Source organism: Brevibacillus nigriterrae (assembly GCF_049846925.1).
GTDB lineage: Bacteria > Bacillota > Bacilli > Brevibacillales > Brevibacillaceae > Brevibacillus_H.
This window is the reverse complement of sequence record NZ_JBNCMT010000005.1, coordinates 1-17,311: the sequence shown is the minus strand read 5'-3', so window position 1 is coordinate 17,311 and position 17,311 is coordinate 1. Positions and strand designations below refer to the sequence as shown.

15 protein-coding genes are annotated in these 17,311 nt (G+C 42.3%); 14 read left to right on the top strand and 1 reads right to left on the bottom strand.

Going from position 1 to position 17,311, the window contains the following annotated elements; all coding sequences use genetic code 11:
- Window positions 1-6: 6 nt before the first annotated feature.
- The 3 genes from ACPW7N_RS05075 (at window position 7) to ACPW7N_RS05065 (ending at window position 2,424) form a co-directional block, all read left to right on the top strand.
- Window positions 7-639: an HD domain-containing protein gene (locus ACPW7N_RS05075; RefSeq protein WP_425649939.1), complete on the top strand. Its 633-nt coding sequence runs from the start codon at window positions 7-9 to the stop codon at window positions 637-639.
- A gap of 13 nt (window positions 640-652) precedes the next feature.
- Complete coding sequence (locus ACPW7N_RS05070; protein WP_425649938.1) at window positions 653-1,012, top strand: phage holin family protein; 360 nt, start codon at window positions 653-655, stop codon at window positions 1,010-1,012.
- Between the two features lie 239 nt (window positions 1,013-1,251).
- Window positions 1,252-2,424 (top strand): leucine-rich repeat domain-containing protein, encoded by a 1,173-nt coding sequence (locus tag ACPW7N_RS05065; RefSeq protein ID WP_425649937.1) that lies wholly within the window; start codon window positions 1,252-1,254, stop codon window positions 2,422-2,424.
- Window positions 2,425-2,545: 121 nt separating this feature from the next.
- Here ACPW7N_RS05065 and ACPW7N_RS05060 read toward each other — a convergent pair whose 3' ends face one another.
- On the bottom strand, window positions 2,546-3,862 hold the full coding sequence (locus ACPW7N_RS05060; RefSeq protein ID WP_425649936.1) for a sensor histidine kinase: 1,317 nt from the start codon (window positions 3,860-3,862) through the stop codon (window positions 2,546-2,548).
- A gap of 169 nt (window positions 3,863-4,031) precedes the next feature.
- Between ACPW7N_RS05060 and hprK the strand changes: the two genes are divergently transcribed.
- From hprK to hisIE, 11 genes are all read left to right on the top strand, one after another.
- Window positions 4,032-4,964 carry an HPr(Ser) kinase/phosphatase gene (gene hprK, locus ACPW7N_RS05055; protein ID WP_425649935.1) on the top strand — a complete coding sequence of 311 codons (933 nt, stop codon included), beginning with the start codon at window positions 4,032-4,034 and terminating at the stop codon, window positions 4,962-4,964.
- A 20-nt stretch (window positions 4,965-4,984) separates the two neighbouring features.
- Window positions 4,985-5,473: an acyltransferase gene (locus tag ACPW7N_RS05050; RefSeq protein WP_425649934.1), complete on the top strand. Its 489-nt coding sequence runs from the start codon at window positions 4,985-4,987 to the stop codon at window positions 5,471-5,473.
- A 180-nt stretch (window positions 5,474-5,653) separates the two neighbouring features.
- Window positions 5,654-10,303, top strand: coding sequence for an Ig-like domain-containing domain (locus tag ACPW7N_RS05045; protein WP_425649933.1), 4,650 nt, complete (start codon window positions 5,654-5,656; stop codon window positions 10,301-10,303).
- 192 nt (window positions 10,304-10,495) lie between these two features.
- Window positions 10,496-11,677: an ATP phosphoribosyltransferase regulatory subunit gene (locus ACPW7N_RS05040; protein ID WP_425649932.1), complete on the top strand. Its 1,182-nt coding sequence runs from the start codon at window positions 10,496-10,498 to the stop codon at window positions 11,675-11,677.
- A gap of 35 nt (window positions 11,678-11,712) precedes the next feature.
- The gene (gene hisG / locus ACPW7N_RS05035; RefSeq protein WP_425650100.1) at window positions 11,713-12,321 is read left to right on the top strand and encodes an ATP phosphoribosyltransferase; all 609 of its coding nucleotides are present in this window, start codon (window positions 11,713-11,715) and stop codon (window positions 12,319-12,321) included.
- A 35-nt stretch (window positions 12,322-12,356) separates the two neighbouring features.
- The gene (gene hisD, locus ACPW7N_RS05030) at window positions 12,357-13,634 is read left to right on the top strand and encodes a histidinol dehydrogenase (RefSeq protein ID WP_425650099.1); all 1,278 of its coding nucleotides are present in this window, start codon (window positions 12,357-12,359) and stop codon (window positions 13,632-13,634) included.
- 23 nt (window positions 13,635-13,657) lie between these two features.
- Window positions 13,658-14,254, top strand: coding sequence for an imidazoleglycerol-phosphate dehydratase HisB (hisB, locus tag ACPW7N_RS05025; protein WP_425649931.1), 597 nt, complete (start codon window positions 13,658-13,660; stop codon window positions 14,252-14,254).
- Window positions 14,255-14,875: an imidazole glycerol phosphate synthase subunit HisH gene (hisH, locus tag ACPW7N_RS05020; RefSeq protein ID WP_425649930.1), complete on the top strand. Its 621-nt coding sequence runs from the start codon at window positions 14,255-14,257 to the stop codon at window positions 14,873-14,875.
- On the top strand, window positions 14,872-15,609 hold the full coding sequence (gene hisA / locus ACPW7N_RS05015; RefSeq protein WP_425649929.1) for a 1-(5-phosphoribosyl)-5-[(5-phosphoribosylamino)methylideneamino]imidazole-4-carboxamide isomerase: 738 nt from the start codon (window positions 14,872-14,874) through the stop codon (window positions 15,607-15,609). Before hisH ends, hisA begins: the two co-directional genes overlap by 4 nt.
- On the top strand, window positions 15,610-16,368 hold the full coding sequence (hisF, locus tag ACPW7N_RS05010; protein ID WP_425649928.1) for an imidazole glycerol phosphate synthase subunit HisF: 759 nt from the start codon (window positions 15,610-15,612) through the stop codon (window positions 16,366-16,368). It abuts the gene before it with no gap.
- On the top strand, window positions 16,365-17,009 hold the full coding sequence (gene hisIE, locus ACPW7N_RS05005; protein ID WP_425649927.1) for a bifunctional phosphoribosyl-AMP cyclohydrolase/phosphoribosyl-ATP diphosphatase HisIE: 645 nt from the start codon (window positions 16,365-16,367) through the stop codon (window positions 17,007-17,009). Before hisF ends, hisIE begins: the two co-directional genes overlap by 4 nt.
- The last annotated feature ends 302 nt before the right edge of the window (window positions 17,010-17,311 follow it).

Here is a 17,311-nt window from a genome sequence, read left to right as displayed (position 1 = left end):
AGTGTAATGGAGACATTCGTTGAGAACATAACAAATTCTCTTCCCCCAGCTTTACTGGAAAAGGCCAAGCGTTACTTTGATGGTCAAGATCCTGCTCATGACTGGTACCACAATTTGCGTGTCATGGGACTGTGTGAACGAATCGGGCAAGCGGAGGGGGCCGAAATGCAGGTCCTCCGCTTGGCTGTCCTTTTACATGATATCGGGCGAGCTGAAGAGAGACGCACCGGGGAGTGCCATGCTGAGATCAGTGCAAGAGAAGCCTTTGACCTTCTGCATGAGTCGGAATATGAAGAGACAATCATTCATAAGGTTCAACAAGCGATTCTTGCTCACCGGTTTCGCAAAAATAATCCCCCGACTACCTTGGAAGAAAAAATACTGTTTGATGCAGATAAACTTGATTCTATCGGGGCAGTAGGTATAGCGAGGGCATTTGCATACTCAGGCGTAATTGGACAACCGATCCAGTCGGATGATCCAGATCAACATACACCTGTCAGAGAGTATGAACGCAAACTTCGACACTTGCAGGATCGCCTTTTTACAGAAACAGCCAAAGAGATAGCAAAAGAACGCCATCGGTTTATGGAGCTGTTTTTCGACCAATGGGAAAGTGAGATACGGGGAGCTTTATAAGGAGGGGAATCAAGTGATTCGCTGGATTATTCGATTGTTACTTAATGCTGGAGCATTGCTTGTTATCAGCAAATTATTCAGTATCATTCAAATAGACAGTTTTGCTACGGCTGTATGGGGCGCATTAATTCTGGGTGTGGTTAATACACTGGTCCGTCCAATAATCATCACGCTTACTCTTCCTTTGACCTTTTTGACATTGGGATTCTTCTGGTTTATCGTGAATGCCATCACCTTCGCTTTGACTGCGTCCCTCATTGACGGATTTGAGCTAGGTGCATGGCCGGAGTCACTCTTTACCACAATTATGGCAGCCGCATTGATGAGTTTGTTTGGCTCCGTAATTGAGTTTGTTACGAAGAAAAGAGAGTAGAAGAATAGAGAGAAGTAAATTACAAAGACGATAACAAATGAATGAATGAATGAATGATTGAAGTGTATCCTCTAGTAAAGCTCTGGAAAGGTATTTCGTCTAATCCAGTGCTTGTAGGGGATCTTTTTTTATGAAAAATTATTCTCAAAAATAGTGATTTTTGGTACATCCTTACCATCCGATTCCTTCATATGATATTGATATTATTTACCATAATTTATAAAGGGTGGAGAAATGTTGTGCTAAAGAGAGCAAGTGTTTTATTTCTAGCGATGCTTCTAGTTCTAACTGGTATGTCAAATGGTGTAATGAACAGTACATCAGCGAAACAAAAGAAGCTTGTGTCATTACTTGCTTCAGTAAACTCTATTGAAATCAAAGATTGGGATGTTGGGAAAGTTGTTGTATCTGCAAAATACGATAACGGAGATGAAGAGGACGTTACGAAAAAAGTAACATGGAAAAGCAATAAATCCTCTGTAGCAACGGCAATCGGTGGAATCATAATTCCGAGTAAATCGGGAAAAGCTGAGTTGGAAGCCAAGTACAAAGATCAAAAGGTAAACATCGCAGTAAATGTTGTCTCAAGCGACGTGATCTCCTTTAGGCAAGCACCTTGGGGAGGAGAATATAAGTTTCCATTAGAAGTTAAAATCAGGGGAATCGTGGGGAAAGAAGTAGGAGATGTTACGAAATCTGATGTCTCATCGATAAAAGAACTGACACTGAATTATATTGTTGATGCAACTGACACCGATTTAGAGGGTCTTTCTGCTTTAATAAACTTGGAAAAACTTGAGATGGATTTGGCGCGTATTTCTGATATGTCTCCTATTGCAAAGCTGACAAACCTCACTTCTTTAAACTTAATAAACAACAATAATATTGAAGATGTTACCGCAGTGAAAAACCTGAAAAAATTAGAGTATTTAAACTTGGGAGCCAATAAAGTTACCGATATCACTCCCGTTTCTTACGTAACCAACCTCAAAAAGCTAGATATTTATTACAATCAAATAACAGATATAAGCTCATTATCCAAGCTGAAGGAACTGGATCGCCTGCTTGCCAATAGTAATAAAATAACGAATATTTCTTCACTCAAGCAACTTACTGAGCTAAAATATCTTGATCTTCGAGAAAATAAAATTAAAGATATTACTGCAATAAAAGAATTGTCAAACCTTCAATCGGCCGATTTCTCAAGTAATCAATTATCCAAATTGCCATCCATGTCAAAACTGAAAAGCCTAACCCAGTTATATCTAAGCGATAATAAAATAGTTGATATCAGTCCATTGCTTGAAGCTCCAAAATTGCAATCAGTATCCTTACGAAATAATCCATTAAGCTCAGAGTCTATGGATGTCATTAAACAACTAGAGGTTAAAGGAGTTCAGGTGCATTATTAAACAATTTAAGTTGTTGGGAAGAGATAAGGAAAATAATTATCATTTTTTGAATTAGAAAGGAGCTATCGAATGATAGCTCCTTTCTTGCTGTTGGAAGCCAATGTAGAGATTAAAAGGCGATCTACGAAGGTAATTGGATGCAAACTCGAGTAACACCATCTTTTGACGTAATGATAATACTACCCTTGTACCTTTCAACAATTCGTTTCACAATCGAAAGTCCAGAGCCACCATTACCAGAGGGTTTTGTAGAATAAGAGAGATCAAATATATGAGGCAAAACGTCTTCAGGGATGCAAGGTCCAGAGTTCTCGATCGTGATTTGCTGTTTTCTTCCTAATTGACTCCATTCAATCCGAATAAATCGGTTTTCTTCCAATTCTTCGAGTGTTGCCCGGATCGAGTTGTCAACCAAGTTACCTAGTATCAAAATGAGTTCACTGCTTTTCATGTATTTCAATTGAGAGACAGACGTCACTGTAATACACATATCAATTCGATTTGCAATGCAGACTGCCATTTTGGAGTGGAGAAGTGCAGAAACGGCAGGATTCTTGACATCATCGACAACCGTAATTATATTGGTTGCTTCATTATTTAGCTGATTTACGTAGTCTGTAGCCAGTTCATAACTGCCAAACTGCAGCATCCCGTTGATTGCCGTATAATGATTAACCGCATCATGTTTAATGGAACGGATGGAGGTAAGTAAATCATCAATATTTTGTAAGTATGGCGTTTGTGTTTCTGTTTCCACACGATTGATTGTATGGTTGAGATAAACTCGAAACAAAATGATCATGAGTACAAACAAGACAAGCACTACTAGGTGAAAATAGGGAAGCTGTCTTGTGATTCCTACAGGTAAGGATGAGTTCGTTTGTTCAAAGATAAAGTGAGTATTGATCAACAGGATCGTTAAGAGTTCAATGCTTCCGATGAGAATGATCACAGATAAGTAGCGGTATTCCTGTGTTTTTGGAAAGTAGTCACGTATATCAAACTGGTTTCGATGGAATGTGTAGCCGATCATAGAGATAATGGCAAGATAGAGCCACACGAAGAATATATGTAAGAATTGATTTGAGAAAATATAATCAACGTTAATATCGAACGAACCAAGTGTAATCAGAAAGGAAAACTCGACGATACTGGATATACAAAAAGCACTTGTAGAAATACCAATAGATGATCCATGAGGAATGCGAAGATAGAAAATCAGTAACAAGTTCATCCAAAGAAATAGACTAAAGATCTTAAAGGGGACATAAATTTCATAGATGGATAAGATGAAACTGGGAATGGCAGATAAAAATGCAAAAACAATCGCCTTTTTACCGTATTGCTTCAGCGAGATGTTGAATAGTGCCAGCCCAGTAAATAAATAAACCAAAGCTTCAGGCAAGTCAATGAAGAGATATTGAATGATAAAGTGCAAATGTGCTCCCCCTTTCACTGTAGCCTTCCTTTATCTTAAGAAAAAAGTCGAATAATGTAAACGGGAGGACAGGCCCCGTGTTCAACAAACATTGGCGATTCGCCTGCTAGTTCGATACAATAAGAAAAAAGAAATGCTTCCTGACAAGTTATGATACAAGGAGATACATATGAGAAAAACAAGAGTGAGTAATGTCGTTGAACATTTCCAGATGAAAGTAATTAGTGGAAGCGAAGGACTCGGCCGAGAGATTACGGTGACGGACCTGAGCAGACCGGGGCTTCAGCTTGCAGGATATTATTCTCATTATGCTAATGACAGGATACAGCTTTTTGGTCTGACTGAAATTACTTTTTTTCAAACGCTGACGAGAGAAGAGAAGCTGGAGCGTCTTCGGTTTTTAATGGATGATGTGACACCATGCTTTTGTGTCACAAGGAATCAGGAAGTACCAGATGAGGTATTGGAAGTATCAAATGAATGTAATGTTCCGGTTTTGCTGTCACCATTTCCAACAACCACATTGGTTAGCAAACTGACTAACTTTTTAGAAAATCGCTTGGCACCAACGACGACCATGCACGGTGTATTAACGGATATCTATGGTGTTGGAGTTCTGATCATTGGGTCGAGCGGGATCGGAAAAAGCGAGACTGCTTTGGAGTTAGTAAAGCGAGGACATCGGCTGGTTGCTGACGATGCGGTGGAAATCAGGCAGACACAGGAGGGGCAATTGGTCGGGTCGGCACCGGAACTGATTCAACATCTGCTTGAAATACGAGGTGTGGGAATCATCAATGTGATGACGATGTTCGGAGCGGGTGCTGTACGCAATGTCAAAAATATCGCAATGGTGGTCAAGCTTGAATTATGGGATCAGCACAAACTCTATGAACGTCTTGGGCTGGATGAAGAAAAAATGAAAATCATGGACACAGAAATGCCCGTTCTTACCGTACCTGTTCGACCAGGACGAAATCTGGCTGTAATCATTGAAGTAGCAGCGATGAATTTTAGGCTGAAGCGGATGGGGTATAACGCAGCGGTACATTTCTCCAAGCGATTAACGGATGCGATTGAAGACTCTGATCCAGATGTGTAAAGGGGAGAACGGCAAGGAAAATGCGACAAACCGACCGCTATGAAGTGAATGGAGCAAATCCGCTTTGGCAATTGTATCAAACAGTTAGTTTTTTTAAAGTCACCAAAAATTTTATTGTCATCCAATTAGCACGTTATTGCCCCTTCCTTTCCTGGAAGAATTGGCTGTATCGAACATTCCTTGGTATGGAAGTGGGAGATGAGACAGCAGTTGCGCTGATGGTAATGATGGATATTATGTTCCCTGAACTCATATCGATCGGCAATAACTCGGTAATTGGTTACAATACAACGATTCTTGCACACGAATATCTCGTAAATGAATATCGGCTGGGTAAGGTGAAAATTGGAGATCGGGTGTTAATTGGAGCGAACAGCACAATTTTACCGGGGGTTGTGATTGGTGATAGCGCAGTGGTAGCGGCAGGTACAGTTGTACACAAGGATGTGCCGGCAGGGGCTTTTGTAGGCGGCAATCCTATGCAAGTCATACGTGAATCAGTTGAATAAAGAGTGTCCATTCTCCGATGTGTCTTCGACAAAATCGGAGTTTTTTCTTTTTTAGGGGTGTTATAGGAAGAAGCACTCTATTATAATGAAAATGGATTGGTTTGTATTTCCCAGTTTTCTTAAAATATTCCAAAGAGATGACAACAAGAGAAGCATCGGGAGGAGAAGGAGTGAAAGGTGTTGTTTCGAAAACTAAGTAAAAGCGCGTTGGCACTTGTTCTTGCACTATCCGTAGCTTGTCCAATGGTTACGAATGCGGAAGAAACAAATGTACCTGCAATCTCAGTTGAGCAGCCCCAAGCAGAGCAAGGGACTCAAGTTCAAACTGAACAGAATGAAGTGGCAAGCAAGCCAGTAATTAACGTAAGTGCTGCCGACCATAATCCCAAGAAGTACAAAAATGGTGTAACAGCCAAAGAACCAATCGAGCTGACGATACAGCATGATAAAGCATTTACCTATTCGATTCAATGGGATGAAGGCGGCAAGTACTCTGCCCCAACGAATGCAGAGGAAAAAGTAGACTCCCAAACATCCGAGGAACCTGTGACTCTGGTCTTGGAAGGTAATGAATCCGGTGATCCTGTGAAGTATCACATTACCGCTGTCGAAGAAGGACAGGAAGAATCCAATCAAGCTTCTTTTGATATTGTGGTGGATTTGCCGAAGAAGAGTGTGGGGGGGAAGATTAAGCCTTTAGCTCTCTCATCAACAATCATTTCAAGTGAGCCAGCAAATGGTTCATCAGGAGTAGACTATAATACTGCCATTACTATTAAATTGCCACTTGGTACTACATTAGCAAGCGGTACAACACTAGCTAATGAAAATCTAGTCTTATTAGGTATAAAATTGGAACGAATTTTTACAAATGATAATTCCATAGTATTAGTGCCGAGTACCTTAACAGTATCAACTATTAATAATGAGATAAAAATTGCAATTGTTCCAGACGAATCTTTAAAAGGATCTGCTTCATATAGAATTTCAGTGCCAGCCGAAAAATTAAAGCTTAACAATGACACAAATGCGGCATTTGTAGCAAACTTTACAACAAAAGTGGATGACGTTAAGCCTACTGTGGCACTATTTCCACCGGATACGGCTACCAATGTTCCAGTAACTGTTGAGCCAACCTTTACTTTTAGTGAGCCGATACTCATTAAAGATAGTAGTGGAACTAATATCGTTACTGCACAAAACGCAGGAGAAATTGTGGAACTTAGGGATGCTAATAGCAACACGAAAGTGAATACTACTGTTTCGTATGATTCTGTTGCTAGGAAGATTACTCTCCATCCAGTAAAGGAACTAACCCCAAATAAAATGTATAAACTTGTTGTTAGCGATAGTAAGATAATTGATTGGAGTTATAATAAATTTGATGGTAAAGAAACTGTCTTTCAAGTAGTCAATGACACTACACCCATTACAGCTTCGTTTAATCCGACAAATGGAGCATCAAATGTCGATCCAGGGGTTAGCCCAACAATAACTTTTAGTGAAGCAGCGTACTTGTCTGATGGAACAACAACTTTGAGTTCACTTGATGAAACAACCCTTTCAACCCTATTTACGCTTACTAATAGCAATAATCAGCCAGTCACCACTAAAGTAACGTATGATTCATCAACAAGAGTATTAACAATTGATCCAACTACTGACTTGGCGTTTAATACGAATTATGTTTTGAAACTCTTAGGAAACAAGGTTCGTGATCAAGTCAATCCAGCAATTGCGGAAACGGCAATATCTTTCACAACAAAAGGGGACAGTTCTCCACCTACATTTACAAGTGCTCCAGCAGAAAACGCAACTGCTGTAGCACTGGATACCAATATCGTCCTGACCTTTAATGAACCAGTTACTTTTCAAAGTACTTCATATCCAAGTTTTATAACGATTCGAAACACAACAACAAATAACGCTGTTCCGTTTTCTGTAAATTGGGATCAAAACAGTAAAACGCTCACGATTGATCCCTCAACTGATCTGGAAGTAAACAGAACCTATTCGGTGGCAGTTGCAGCTAATTTTGTGCGAGATGTCGGTAATAACTACAATGCAGCCAGAACGTTTACATTCTCCACAACTAATGTAGATAATCGCCCACCGACAGCAGTGCTTTATCCTGCAACTGGTGCAACAGGTATCTCTCTTAATACGTCCCTGACCATAACTTTTAGCGAACCTGTAATAATGTCAAATGGAGCAGCGGTACCTGGTCCCAGTCCATACAGCAGTTTTTATCTAATGGACAACAATAATAATTTAGTACCTGGCTCGTATTCGTATAATGCTACCAATTACCGGTTAACCATTCAACCAACTCAGTTACTTAGAAGCAATACAACCTATCGTTTAGTTTTGGTAGGCTCGGCAGTTAGGGATAATGCGAATCAGTTTAATGCACAAACAGTCTCTTCCTTTACGACCATCAATGACACAGCAGCGCCGACTGCTTCAATTTACCCTTGGAACGGATATCCTTCTTATCCTGTGGAAGGGAATTTGAAAATAACATTTAGTGAGCCAGTCTATTTGTCAAATGGAACTGAAATCAACTACGTTAATGCGTCTAACATCTTTGTTCTACGTGACAACAGCACAGGAAGCAATGTTACAGCATACACTCTCAGCTACAACCCTTCTTTGTATGAGCTTACGATTGATCCAACGGTCAATTTGAAAGGCAATGCTTCCTATTCGCTATTTGTTATTCAAAATACGTTACGAGATTCTTCAGGCAATTATGTCAGTCAGATTGCTTCAACATTTACGACAGCAACGGATATGAACCCGCCGTCAATTAACTTTTCACCGTCCAATGGAAGTACAGGTAATGCAGTTACCACCAATATTACCTTGAGCTTCTCTGAACCTGTGATACTACAGTCTGCTGATTATGCAAGCTATATTACACTGCGAGAGAATGGTAAGACAGTGAATACGCCTTTTACAGGAAGTTGGAATTCCAGTTCACAACAACTTGTACTTGATCCAACATCTGATTTGCTGCCGAACAGAACATATTATTTAACAGTAGCAGCAGGCTTGGTGAAAGATCAGACGAATAATCCAAATTCATCGGTAGCCATATACTTTGGTACGCAAAACGATTACTCTGCACCGACCTTTACGACGAACCCGAATTCAGGGACTACGGGCGTATCTTTGACCAGTGATGTATCAGTTACCGTAAGTGAGCCATTTACTCATTACGATGGAACAGAAGTGACTACACAAAATGTAGCAGGAGTTGTATCGTTGGTTGACAGCCGCAACAAAACAGTTGAATCGATGGTTACCTATTCTTCTGCGAATCGCACAATTACGATTAATCCCGTACCCATTTTGCGTTCAAATGAGGAGTATCGGATAGTAATAGCGTCAAACAAAATTAAAGACCTGGCTGGCAATGCAAACAGCAGCTTCACGTCAACTTTCCGCACCGTTAATTATGGGGTGCCGTATATCAGTTCTGATGTGATGAACGGACAAACCAATGTCGCTGTTTCGAGGTCGTTCCATATCTCATTTAGCGAAAATGTTGTGCAGTCAAACGGTACTTCGATCAACAATAGCAATGTAGGCAAGCTGCTGACATTTAAAGATGGATCTGGAAAAAATATTCCGTTCAGTGCCACCTGGGATGCTGACAATTTGATGATTAAGGTAGAACCAAAAGGCAAATTACTCCCTAGCACGTACTACTACATCAGAATCGAAGCGGGAACTGTTCAAAATGTGAGCGGTGTGAAAAATTCGTTGTTTACTCTTTCGTTTTCAACTGTAAACAATTCTGATTTGCCTTCTGTTACCTCAGCGCCAGAAAATGGAGAAGAAGATGTACCACTCGATACGGAAATCTATGTCCAGTTTAGTAAGCCAGTCGTACTTGCAAACGGGTCCAAACTCACGAATCAGAATTCAGATTCACTGGTACAACTAAAAAGCAGTGCAGGGGAGTCAGTCAAATACAAGGCTGAATGGGATGAAGAGAACCTGATCCTAACCCTCAATCCATCTACCCGATTGAAGAAAAACGAAGCGTACACCATTTACTTGCCAGAGGGCGTCGTAAAGGATGAGGCAAGCAATCCGGTTCGAAGCTACACAGCGAGTTTTTATACGATTCGAGATAAAGGGTTAATCAATATCATTTCCAACCCGCAAAATGGGGAAGAGGATGTACCGACTGATGAGCCGCTTTATATTGGATTTGGTGAATCGGTAACACTGAAAAACAGTGTGAAAATCACAAATTCAAACATTGGTTCTGTCATTGATATGTACGATGAAAACATGAAAAAGCTGAGCGTAAAATATGAGTGGGATGACAAAAAATACACGGTCAAAATTACTCCTGTGACGACGCTCAAGTCAAACAGCACCTATTCGATCGTGGTGAAAGCAGGGAAGGTATACAATCGTCTCAAGAAAACGAATGCAGGTTACATTGTTACATTCAATACTTCAACAGAGGATACACCTCCTGAAGTGACGACCAATCCAGATGATGGAGACGATAATTTTTCAATTAAAGGCAACATTGAGGTTGTCTTCAAAGAACCAGTAACACTTACCAATGGAACAGAGTTAACAAATGATAATGTTGCAAAACTGGTAAAAATAATCGATGAAAACGGCAAGGCAGTTGCTTGCAAATTCAAATGGGTGGCTTCTTCCAAGAAAATCATCTTAGACCCCAAGCTGAACCTGAAAAAAGATCATACCTATTCCATCTATATGGAAGCAGGTGTAGTATCTGATTTGTCCGGTAATTTGAATGAAGAATTCGTTTCGCAATTTACCACGGCAAAAAAATAATCTGTTTATCACGAAAGTAAAGAAGAGGGCCCGGTCTGGATATCATCCTGATTGGGCCTTTTCCTTCTATTTTTTTATTATTCAGAACATTATAAGGAGCGTTGACCAACGGAGGGAATAGTGGTACATTCTTACTAACAAAACGCTTTAGCTTATTAGCAGAGTAAAGTGTAACGTGGTGGGGGGACATTTATGACAAAGCCGTTGGTATTTGAGAAACCGCTTGGCATGCGTGATATTTTGCCGGAATCACTAGCAAAACAACGGCATTTGGAGTTCATTCTGCGCTCTCGTATCGAGCAATGGGGGTACGACGAGATTGCCACGCCATCTTTGGAATACTACGACACGGTAGGAGCAGCAAGTGCAACGTTAACTGATCGAATGTTCAAACTGTTGGATAAACAGGGTCACACCGTTGTGCTTCGTCCCGATATGACGACTCCGATTGCACGTGTTGTTTCTTCTCTATATAAAGATGTTGCTTTTCCCATTCGTCTTTTTTATCAAACGAACGTGTTTCGAGCACAGGAAAAAGAAGCGGGTCGGAATGCTGAATTCCACCAAACGGGGATTGAGTTGATTGGGGACGCTTCCGTTGATGCGGATGCAGAAGCAATCGCTCTCGCTATTTCGTGTTTAAAGGAAGTGGGCGTAGGAGCATTCAAGGTAGCTATTGGTCATGTTGATTTTATTGACGGTCTGTTAGATGAGATTGTTCCTGATCAAGAGGCACACAGCAAGTTCAAACGTTTCCTGAACGATCGGGATTATGTCGGATACCGCCAATTGATTGATGCATTGACACTCTCGGAGCAAGATCGTTACCGACTCCATGCGTTACTCAGCTTGCGGGGAGGGCAATCCAAAATCTCGGAAGCATACGAGCTGACGGTCAATGGAAAAGCACGCAAGGCAGTGGAAACACTTGCCTCCTTGTGGAGCATACTGGAAGCGCATGGTGTAACGGAGTACGTACTTCTCGATTTTAATTTGATCAGCAGTCTGAACTACTACACAGGCATAGTGTTTGAAGGATATGCTGCAGATTTAGGTTCGCCATTGGTGGGCGGAGGCCGTTATGATCACTTGCTGGAGCAGTTTGGCCGGCCAGCACCTGCTACGGGATTTGCAATCAAAATGGATCGTTTAATGCAAATAACTAGTGTTCAGCCGAAACCAAAGCCTTCTCGTGTTGCGATTTTTTATGTTGCTGCAAGAAGAGAAGAAGCCATCAAAAAGGCTCGCAGCATTCGGGAATCAGGGAAGAATGTAATGATTCAAATGTTAGAAGATCAAACTATTTTAGATGAATGGAAAAAACGGGATGATTACCAGATTGTCTGCTTGGGTGAACAGGAGGAAGTCAATTGAGTCCGATTACCAATCTACAAAAATTAACGATTGCGATGCCAAAAGGGCGGATTTTCGAAGAATCTCTAGTATTCTTGCAGCAAGCAGGCCTTACCGTAACCACAGATTTGAAAGACTCTCGTAAACTGATTATTCCAGTAGAAGATAGTCATCTGGAGTTTATTCTGGCGAAACCTACCGATGTACCTACCTATGTGGAATATGGTGTAGCCGATGTGGGTGTGGTAGGCAAAGATGTATTGCTGGAAGAAGAGCGAGATGTATACGAATTGTTGGATTTACAGATTGGCTACTGCCGAATGATGGTGGCAGGAATGCCTGACTGGAAGCCCCAGGAGGCTCCCCGTGTAGCGACCAAGTATCCACGCATCGCTTCTCGTTATTTCCGTGAACAAGGTCAGCAAGTTGAGGTAATCAAGCTGAATGGTTCTGTCGAATTAGCTCCAATGATCGGCTTGGCTGATCGGATTGTCGATATTGTCTCAACGGGTCAGACGCTCAGGGAGAACGGATTGGTAGAAATGGAGCATATCTGTGAGATAACGACGAGATTAATTGCAAATCGTGCCAGTTATCGGATGAAAAGTGAAGCGGTAGATGATATTGCATCCAAGTTTTTGCAGGTTATCCCGGCTCGTCGTTGAGTGGGAAACGGGTTAAAAGAGGGGGTAATCGTATGATGAAGCTTGTAGAGTCTGTTGATTTTGATACGAGGCGCAGCATTGACAGTGGAACGAGAGAACAACAGGAAGCGGTTATATCCATATTAGAGCAGGTGAAGTGTGACGGTGATGTGGCAATTCGTTTTTTTACAGAGAAATTTGACCGGGTTCAACTGGATGAATTGCGAGTAACTGAGCAAGAATTCCAAGAAGCAATTGAATTAGTAGATCAGAAAATACTAGATGCTCTACAGGAAGCAGCAGATAATATACGGGATTATCATCAAAGACAAGTGCGGCAATCCTGGTTTACTACAAAGGAAACAGGAACGATCCTCGGACAAATCATTCGCCCGTTGAGACGTGTAGGGTTGTATGTACCAGGTGGCACAGCAGCTTATCCTTCTTCTGTCTTGATGAATGCGATTCCGGCTCAGGTTGCAGGGGTACAAGAAATCGTCATCGTCTCTCCGCCAGGACGTGATGGGAAGCTGAACCCGGCGATCCTTGCTGCTGCTCAAATTGCAGGTGTCCGTGAGATTTACAAAGTAGGCGGGGCACAGGCAATTGCAGCTTTAACATATGGAACTTCTACCATCAAGTCTGTAGATAAAATAGTAGGCCCAGGCAATATCTACGTAGCGCTGGCGAAAAGGGAAGTTTATGGATTGGTAGACATCGATATGGTAGCAGGGCCCAGTGAAATCGTTGTTCTCGCAGACGACTCAGCGAATCCAAGGTATGTGGCAGCAGATTTGCTTTCTCAGGCAGAACATGACCCCATGGCATCTGCGGTTCTCGTTACTCCTTCTAGAGCAGTCGCAAAAGCGGTCGCTTTAGAGGTGGAGAGACAATTGACGCTGCTCCCTCGTAAGGAAATTGCAGAAGCCTCTATCCGTGATTATGGAGCGATCTGCATTGTGAAAGATTTGCAGGAAGGCTTTGATGTCGTGAACCGATTGGCTCCAGAACATTTGGAACTTTTAATCGAAGATCCTTTCGATCATCTGGGAAAGATCGAGAATGCAGGGGCGATTTTTCTTGGACAGTACAGTTCAGAGCCGGTAGGAGATTACTTTGCGGGCCCTAATCATGTGCTTCCTACCAATGGTACTGCTCGTTTCTCTTCGCCGCTTTCCGTAGATGATTTTATAAAAAAATCGAGTGTCATTTCATACAGTAAACAGGATATGAAAAACAACGGGGCCAAAATTGTGTCTTTAGCTATGCAGGAAGGTCTGCAAGCACACGCCCGTGCCATTCAAGAACGGTTAGATGATCTGGATAGAGAATAAAAGAGGTGGGAGTGAAACAGGGAATGGAGCAAATTGTACGTCAAGCAACAGTTGAACGGAAGACAAATGAGACAGATATTCGATTGGAATTTGCGGTAGATGGCGAAGGAAAAAGTGATTTGGATACGAGTGTACCATTTCTTAGCCACATGCTTGATTTGTTTGCCAAACACGGTCAGTTCAATCTTGCCGTTCACGCCAAAGGCGATATCGAAATTGATTACCACCACACAGTTGAGGATATCGGGATCTGTCTCGGTCAAGCGCTAAGAGAAGCGCTAGGGGATAAGAAAGGGATTAAACGCTATGGAAACTCATTTGTTCCCATGGATGAATCACTGGCACAGGTTGTGATTGACCTGAGCAATCGACCACATTTGGAATACAGAGCAACCTATCCTTCCAATCAGGTTGGTCAATTTCCGACTGAACTGGTTCACGAGTTTTTATGGAAACTGGCGTTAGAAGCAAGAATGAATCTGCATGTTATCCTTCACTATGGTCACAACACACATCACATGATTGAAGCAATCTTTAAGGCGCTCGGGCGTGCATTGGATGAGGCGACTTCTATTGATCCACGAGTCAAAGGTGTACCATCAACGAAGGGAATGTTGTAGATGATCGGGGTCATCGATTATGGGATGGGGAATTTGTACAGCTTGGGTAAAGCGTTGGAACGCCTCGGCTATTCTTTTGAATTTGTTTCGATTCCAGACAAGTTGGCAGCATATGATGGACTAATTTTGCCGGGAGTAGGGGCATTCGGTGATGCGATGGATAACATTCGTAAACTAGGCTTGGATCAGGCCATTCATGCTTATGCAGCAAGTGGGAGGCCAATTCTAGGGATTTGTTTAGGGATGCAGCTATTGTTTAGCCGAAGTGAAGAGCATGGGGAGCATGAAGGTTTGGGACTGCTTCCAGGCGAAGTGATCCGATTCCAAGGGGACTACAAGGTCCCGCACATGGGATGGAATCAGTTAGTTCTTCGTAGTGAAGGGAATCTTTTGCTCGATGGAGTGACCAATGGTGACTATGTTTATTTTGTTCATTCCTATCATGTGAAGGTCGGGGAGTCCGACGATTTGTTGGCTACTACCGATTATTTTCAGTCTGTTACGGCTATTGTTGGCCGGCAAAATGTATACGGGATGCAATTCCACCCCGAAAAGAGCGGTGCAACCGGAATGCGCCTGCTTCAGAACTTTGCCAGACAATGTGAGGGGGTACTCCGATGAGTTTTACCATTTATCCTGCAATTGATATTCGTGGCGGGAAATGTGTCCGATTATTTCAAGGAGATTATGCACAAGAGACTGTGTATGGAGATTCTCCTGTTGATATAGCCAAGGAATGGGTGCTGAAAGGTGCAACGTGGTTGCATCTCGTAGATTTGGACGGGGCAAAGGAAGGGAAGCCAGTCAATGGTGAATTGATCAGAGCCATTGCACGTGAGGTGAACGTCCCGGTTCAAATCGGCGGTGGCATCAGAACAGAAAACGATGTGCTTGCCTATTTAGATGGTGGTGTATCTCGCGTTATTCTGGGGACTGTCGCAATCGAAGACCGTTCCTTTACCGAAAAGGTACTTCGTAGCTATGGTGAGCGAATTGCGATTGGTTTGGATTGCCGAGGTGGTTACGTAGCGACCCGTGGGTGGTTGACGACAACAGATATTAAGGCAACTCAACTGGCGGTGGAATTGGTAGAATTGGGAGCAGAAACATTCATTTATACGGACATTTCAAAAGATGGAACGCTAGCGGGGCCAAACGTAGAGGAAATTGTTGCGCTGGCAAAAGAAACAAAAAAACAGGTGATCGCATCAGGCGGAGTCAGTGTTGTCGATGATTTGGTAACTCTTGCTCGTCATGCTTCCAATGGAGTTAGCGGAGCGATTGTTGGGAAAGCACTTTATACCGGTGCTGTTGACCTTGCTGAGGGCCTTAGCAAGGTTGAGGAGGTACTGTAGATGCTGGCGAAACGGATTATCCCGTGTTTGGATGTAAAAGATGGCCGGGTTGTAAAAGGGGTGCAATTTGTCGGGCTCCGTGATGCTGGAGATCCAGTCGAATTGGCGAAGAAGTATAGTTTGGAAGGTGCTGATGAACTCGTTTTTCTAGATATATCTGCTTCCCATGAAGGGCGCAAAACGATGGTAGATGTGATTGAGAAGACTGCTGCCAACATTACGATCCCTTTTACAGTAGGTGGCGGCATCAATAGTGTAGAGGATATGAAGCGAATACTTCGGGCCGGGGCAGACAAAATTTCAATGAATACATCTGCTGTATTGCGCCCGGAGCTGATTCGTGAAGGAGCTGTCATGTTTGGTTCCCAATGCATCGTTGTTGCGATTGATGCCAGAAAAGTCTCTGAGGGCAAATGGGAAGTATTCACACACGGCGGACGAAACGCTGCGGGACTTGATGCTGTTGAATGGGCAAAACAAGCGGAGGCCCTTGGTGCAGGAGAAATCCTTTTGACCAGTATGGATGATGACGGAGAGAAAAAAGGGTTCGGACTCGAATTGACCCGGGTAATTTCAGAAGCGGTTGGAATTCCGATCATTGCCTCTGGTGGAGCAGGTACAGTAGAACACTTTGCAGATGTCCTAACGAGTGGTAAAGCGGATGCTGCATTGGCTGCCTCCATCTTTCACTATGATGAAACTTCAATTCAATCGGTAAAGAAGCATTTGCTGCAAGTGGGGGTGCAAGTTAGACCATGATTTCTTCTATTGATAATCTAAGATTTAATCAGGATGGATTAATTCCGGCAGTTGTGCAGGATTTTGTCAGCAAGGAAGTCCTTACACTGGCTTATATGAATAGAGAGTCGCTCGAATTGACATTGCAACAAGGAGAAACGTGGTTTTGGAGCAGGTCCCGACAAGAGCTTTGGCACAAAGGAGCTACCTCTGGCAATGTGCAGAAAGTAAAATCCATTCGCTATGACTGTGACAGTGATGCTTTGGTGGTTCTTGTCATTCCGACGGGGCCAGCTTGCCACAAGGGAGAGTATTCTTGTTTTGCTGATGTATTGTATTGTGATCCGAAGAGTGATGCTGATAAAGTTTCTGCTCGAACCGAACGTTTTGCCATATTCAATGAACTGGAATCGCTGATTGCCGAACGGGAAGCCAGGAAACCGGAAGGATCTTATACAACATATTTGTTTGAAAAGGGAGTAGATAAGATTCTGAAAAAAGTGGGGGAGGAAGCAGCCGAAGTAATCATTGCAGCAAAAAACAGAGATCAGAATGAACTTCGTTATGAAGCTGCGGATTTGCTTTTTCACCTACTTGTTTTATTGCGTGAACAAAAATTGCCGTTGGATGAAGTGCTCCACGAATTAGAAAAAAGGCGTTAATATCAAACACAGATGTTTTGTCAGTAAATTATTTAGTGGCAAAATATGCTGTGTTTTTTATGTTGACTTTATATTGTTTAATGTGATAGATTATAAAAGTCGCCGCTGAGATAAAGCGATAACGACACTGGATGAAAGAGTTTTTGCTAGAATAAAAAACTTCTTGACTTCAGTTGAATGAACATGATATAGTAGCAAATGTTCGACAAAAAATGCTCTTTGAAAACTGAACAATAAAGCGTTTTATAGTGAATCAAAACACTAGCCAAGTGAATTGTTTTGCAGTTTAGAATCAACTCAAC

Excerpts from the sequence above, each read along its gene's own strand:
- ACPW7N_RS05075 (WP_425649939.1), top strand. The coding sequence starts at position 7 with ATGGAGACATTCGTTGAGAACATAACAAATTCTCTTCCCCCAGCTTTA.
- hprK (WP_425649935.1), top strand. The coding sequence starts at position 4,032 with ATGAGAAAAACAAGAGTGAGTAATGTCGTTGAACATTTCCAGATGAAA.
- ACPW7N_RS05050 (WP_425649934.1), top strand. The coding sequence starts at position 4,985 with ATGCGACAAACCGACCGCTATGAAGTGAATGGAGCAAATCCGCTTTGG.
- ACPW7N_RS05040 (WP_425649932.1), top strand. The coding sequence starts at position 10,496 with ATGACAAAGCCGTTGGTATTTGAGAAACCGCTTGGCATGCGTGATATT.
- hisG (WP_425650100.1), top strand. The coding sequence starts at position 11,713 with ATGCCAAAAGGGCGGATTTTCGAAGAATCTCTAGTATTCTTGCAGCAA.
- hisD (WP_425650099.1), top strand. The coding sequence starts at position 12,357 with ATGAAGCTTGTAGAGTCTGTTGATTTTGATACGAGGCGCAGCATTGAC.
- hisB (WP_425649931.1), top strand. The coding sequence starts at position 13,658 with ATGGAGCAAATTGTACGTCAAGCAACAGTTGAACGGAAGACAAATGAG.
- hisH (WP_425649930.1), top strand. The coding sequence starts at position 14,255 with ATGATCGGGGTCATCGATTATGGGATGGGGAATTTGTACAGCTTGGGT.
- hisA (WP_425649929.1), top strand. The coding sequence starts at position 14,872 with ATGAGTTTTACCATTTATCCTGCAATTGATATTCGTGGCGGGAAATGT.
- hisF (WP_425649928.1), top strand. The coding sequence starts at position 15,610 with ATGCTGGCGAAACGGATTATCCCGTGTTTGGATGTAAAAGATGGCCGG.
- hisIE (WP_425649927.1), top strand. The coding sequence starts at position 16,365 with ATGATTTCTTCTATTGATAATCTAAGATTTAATCAGGATGGATTAATT.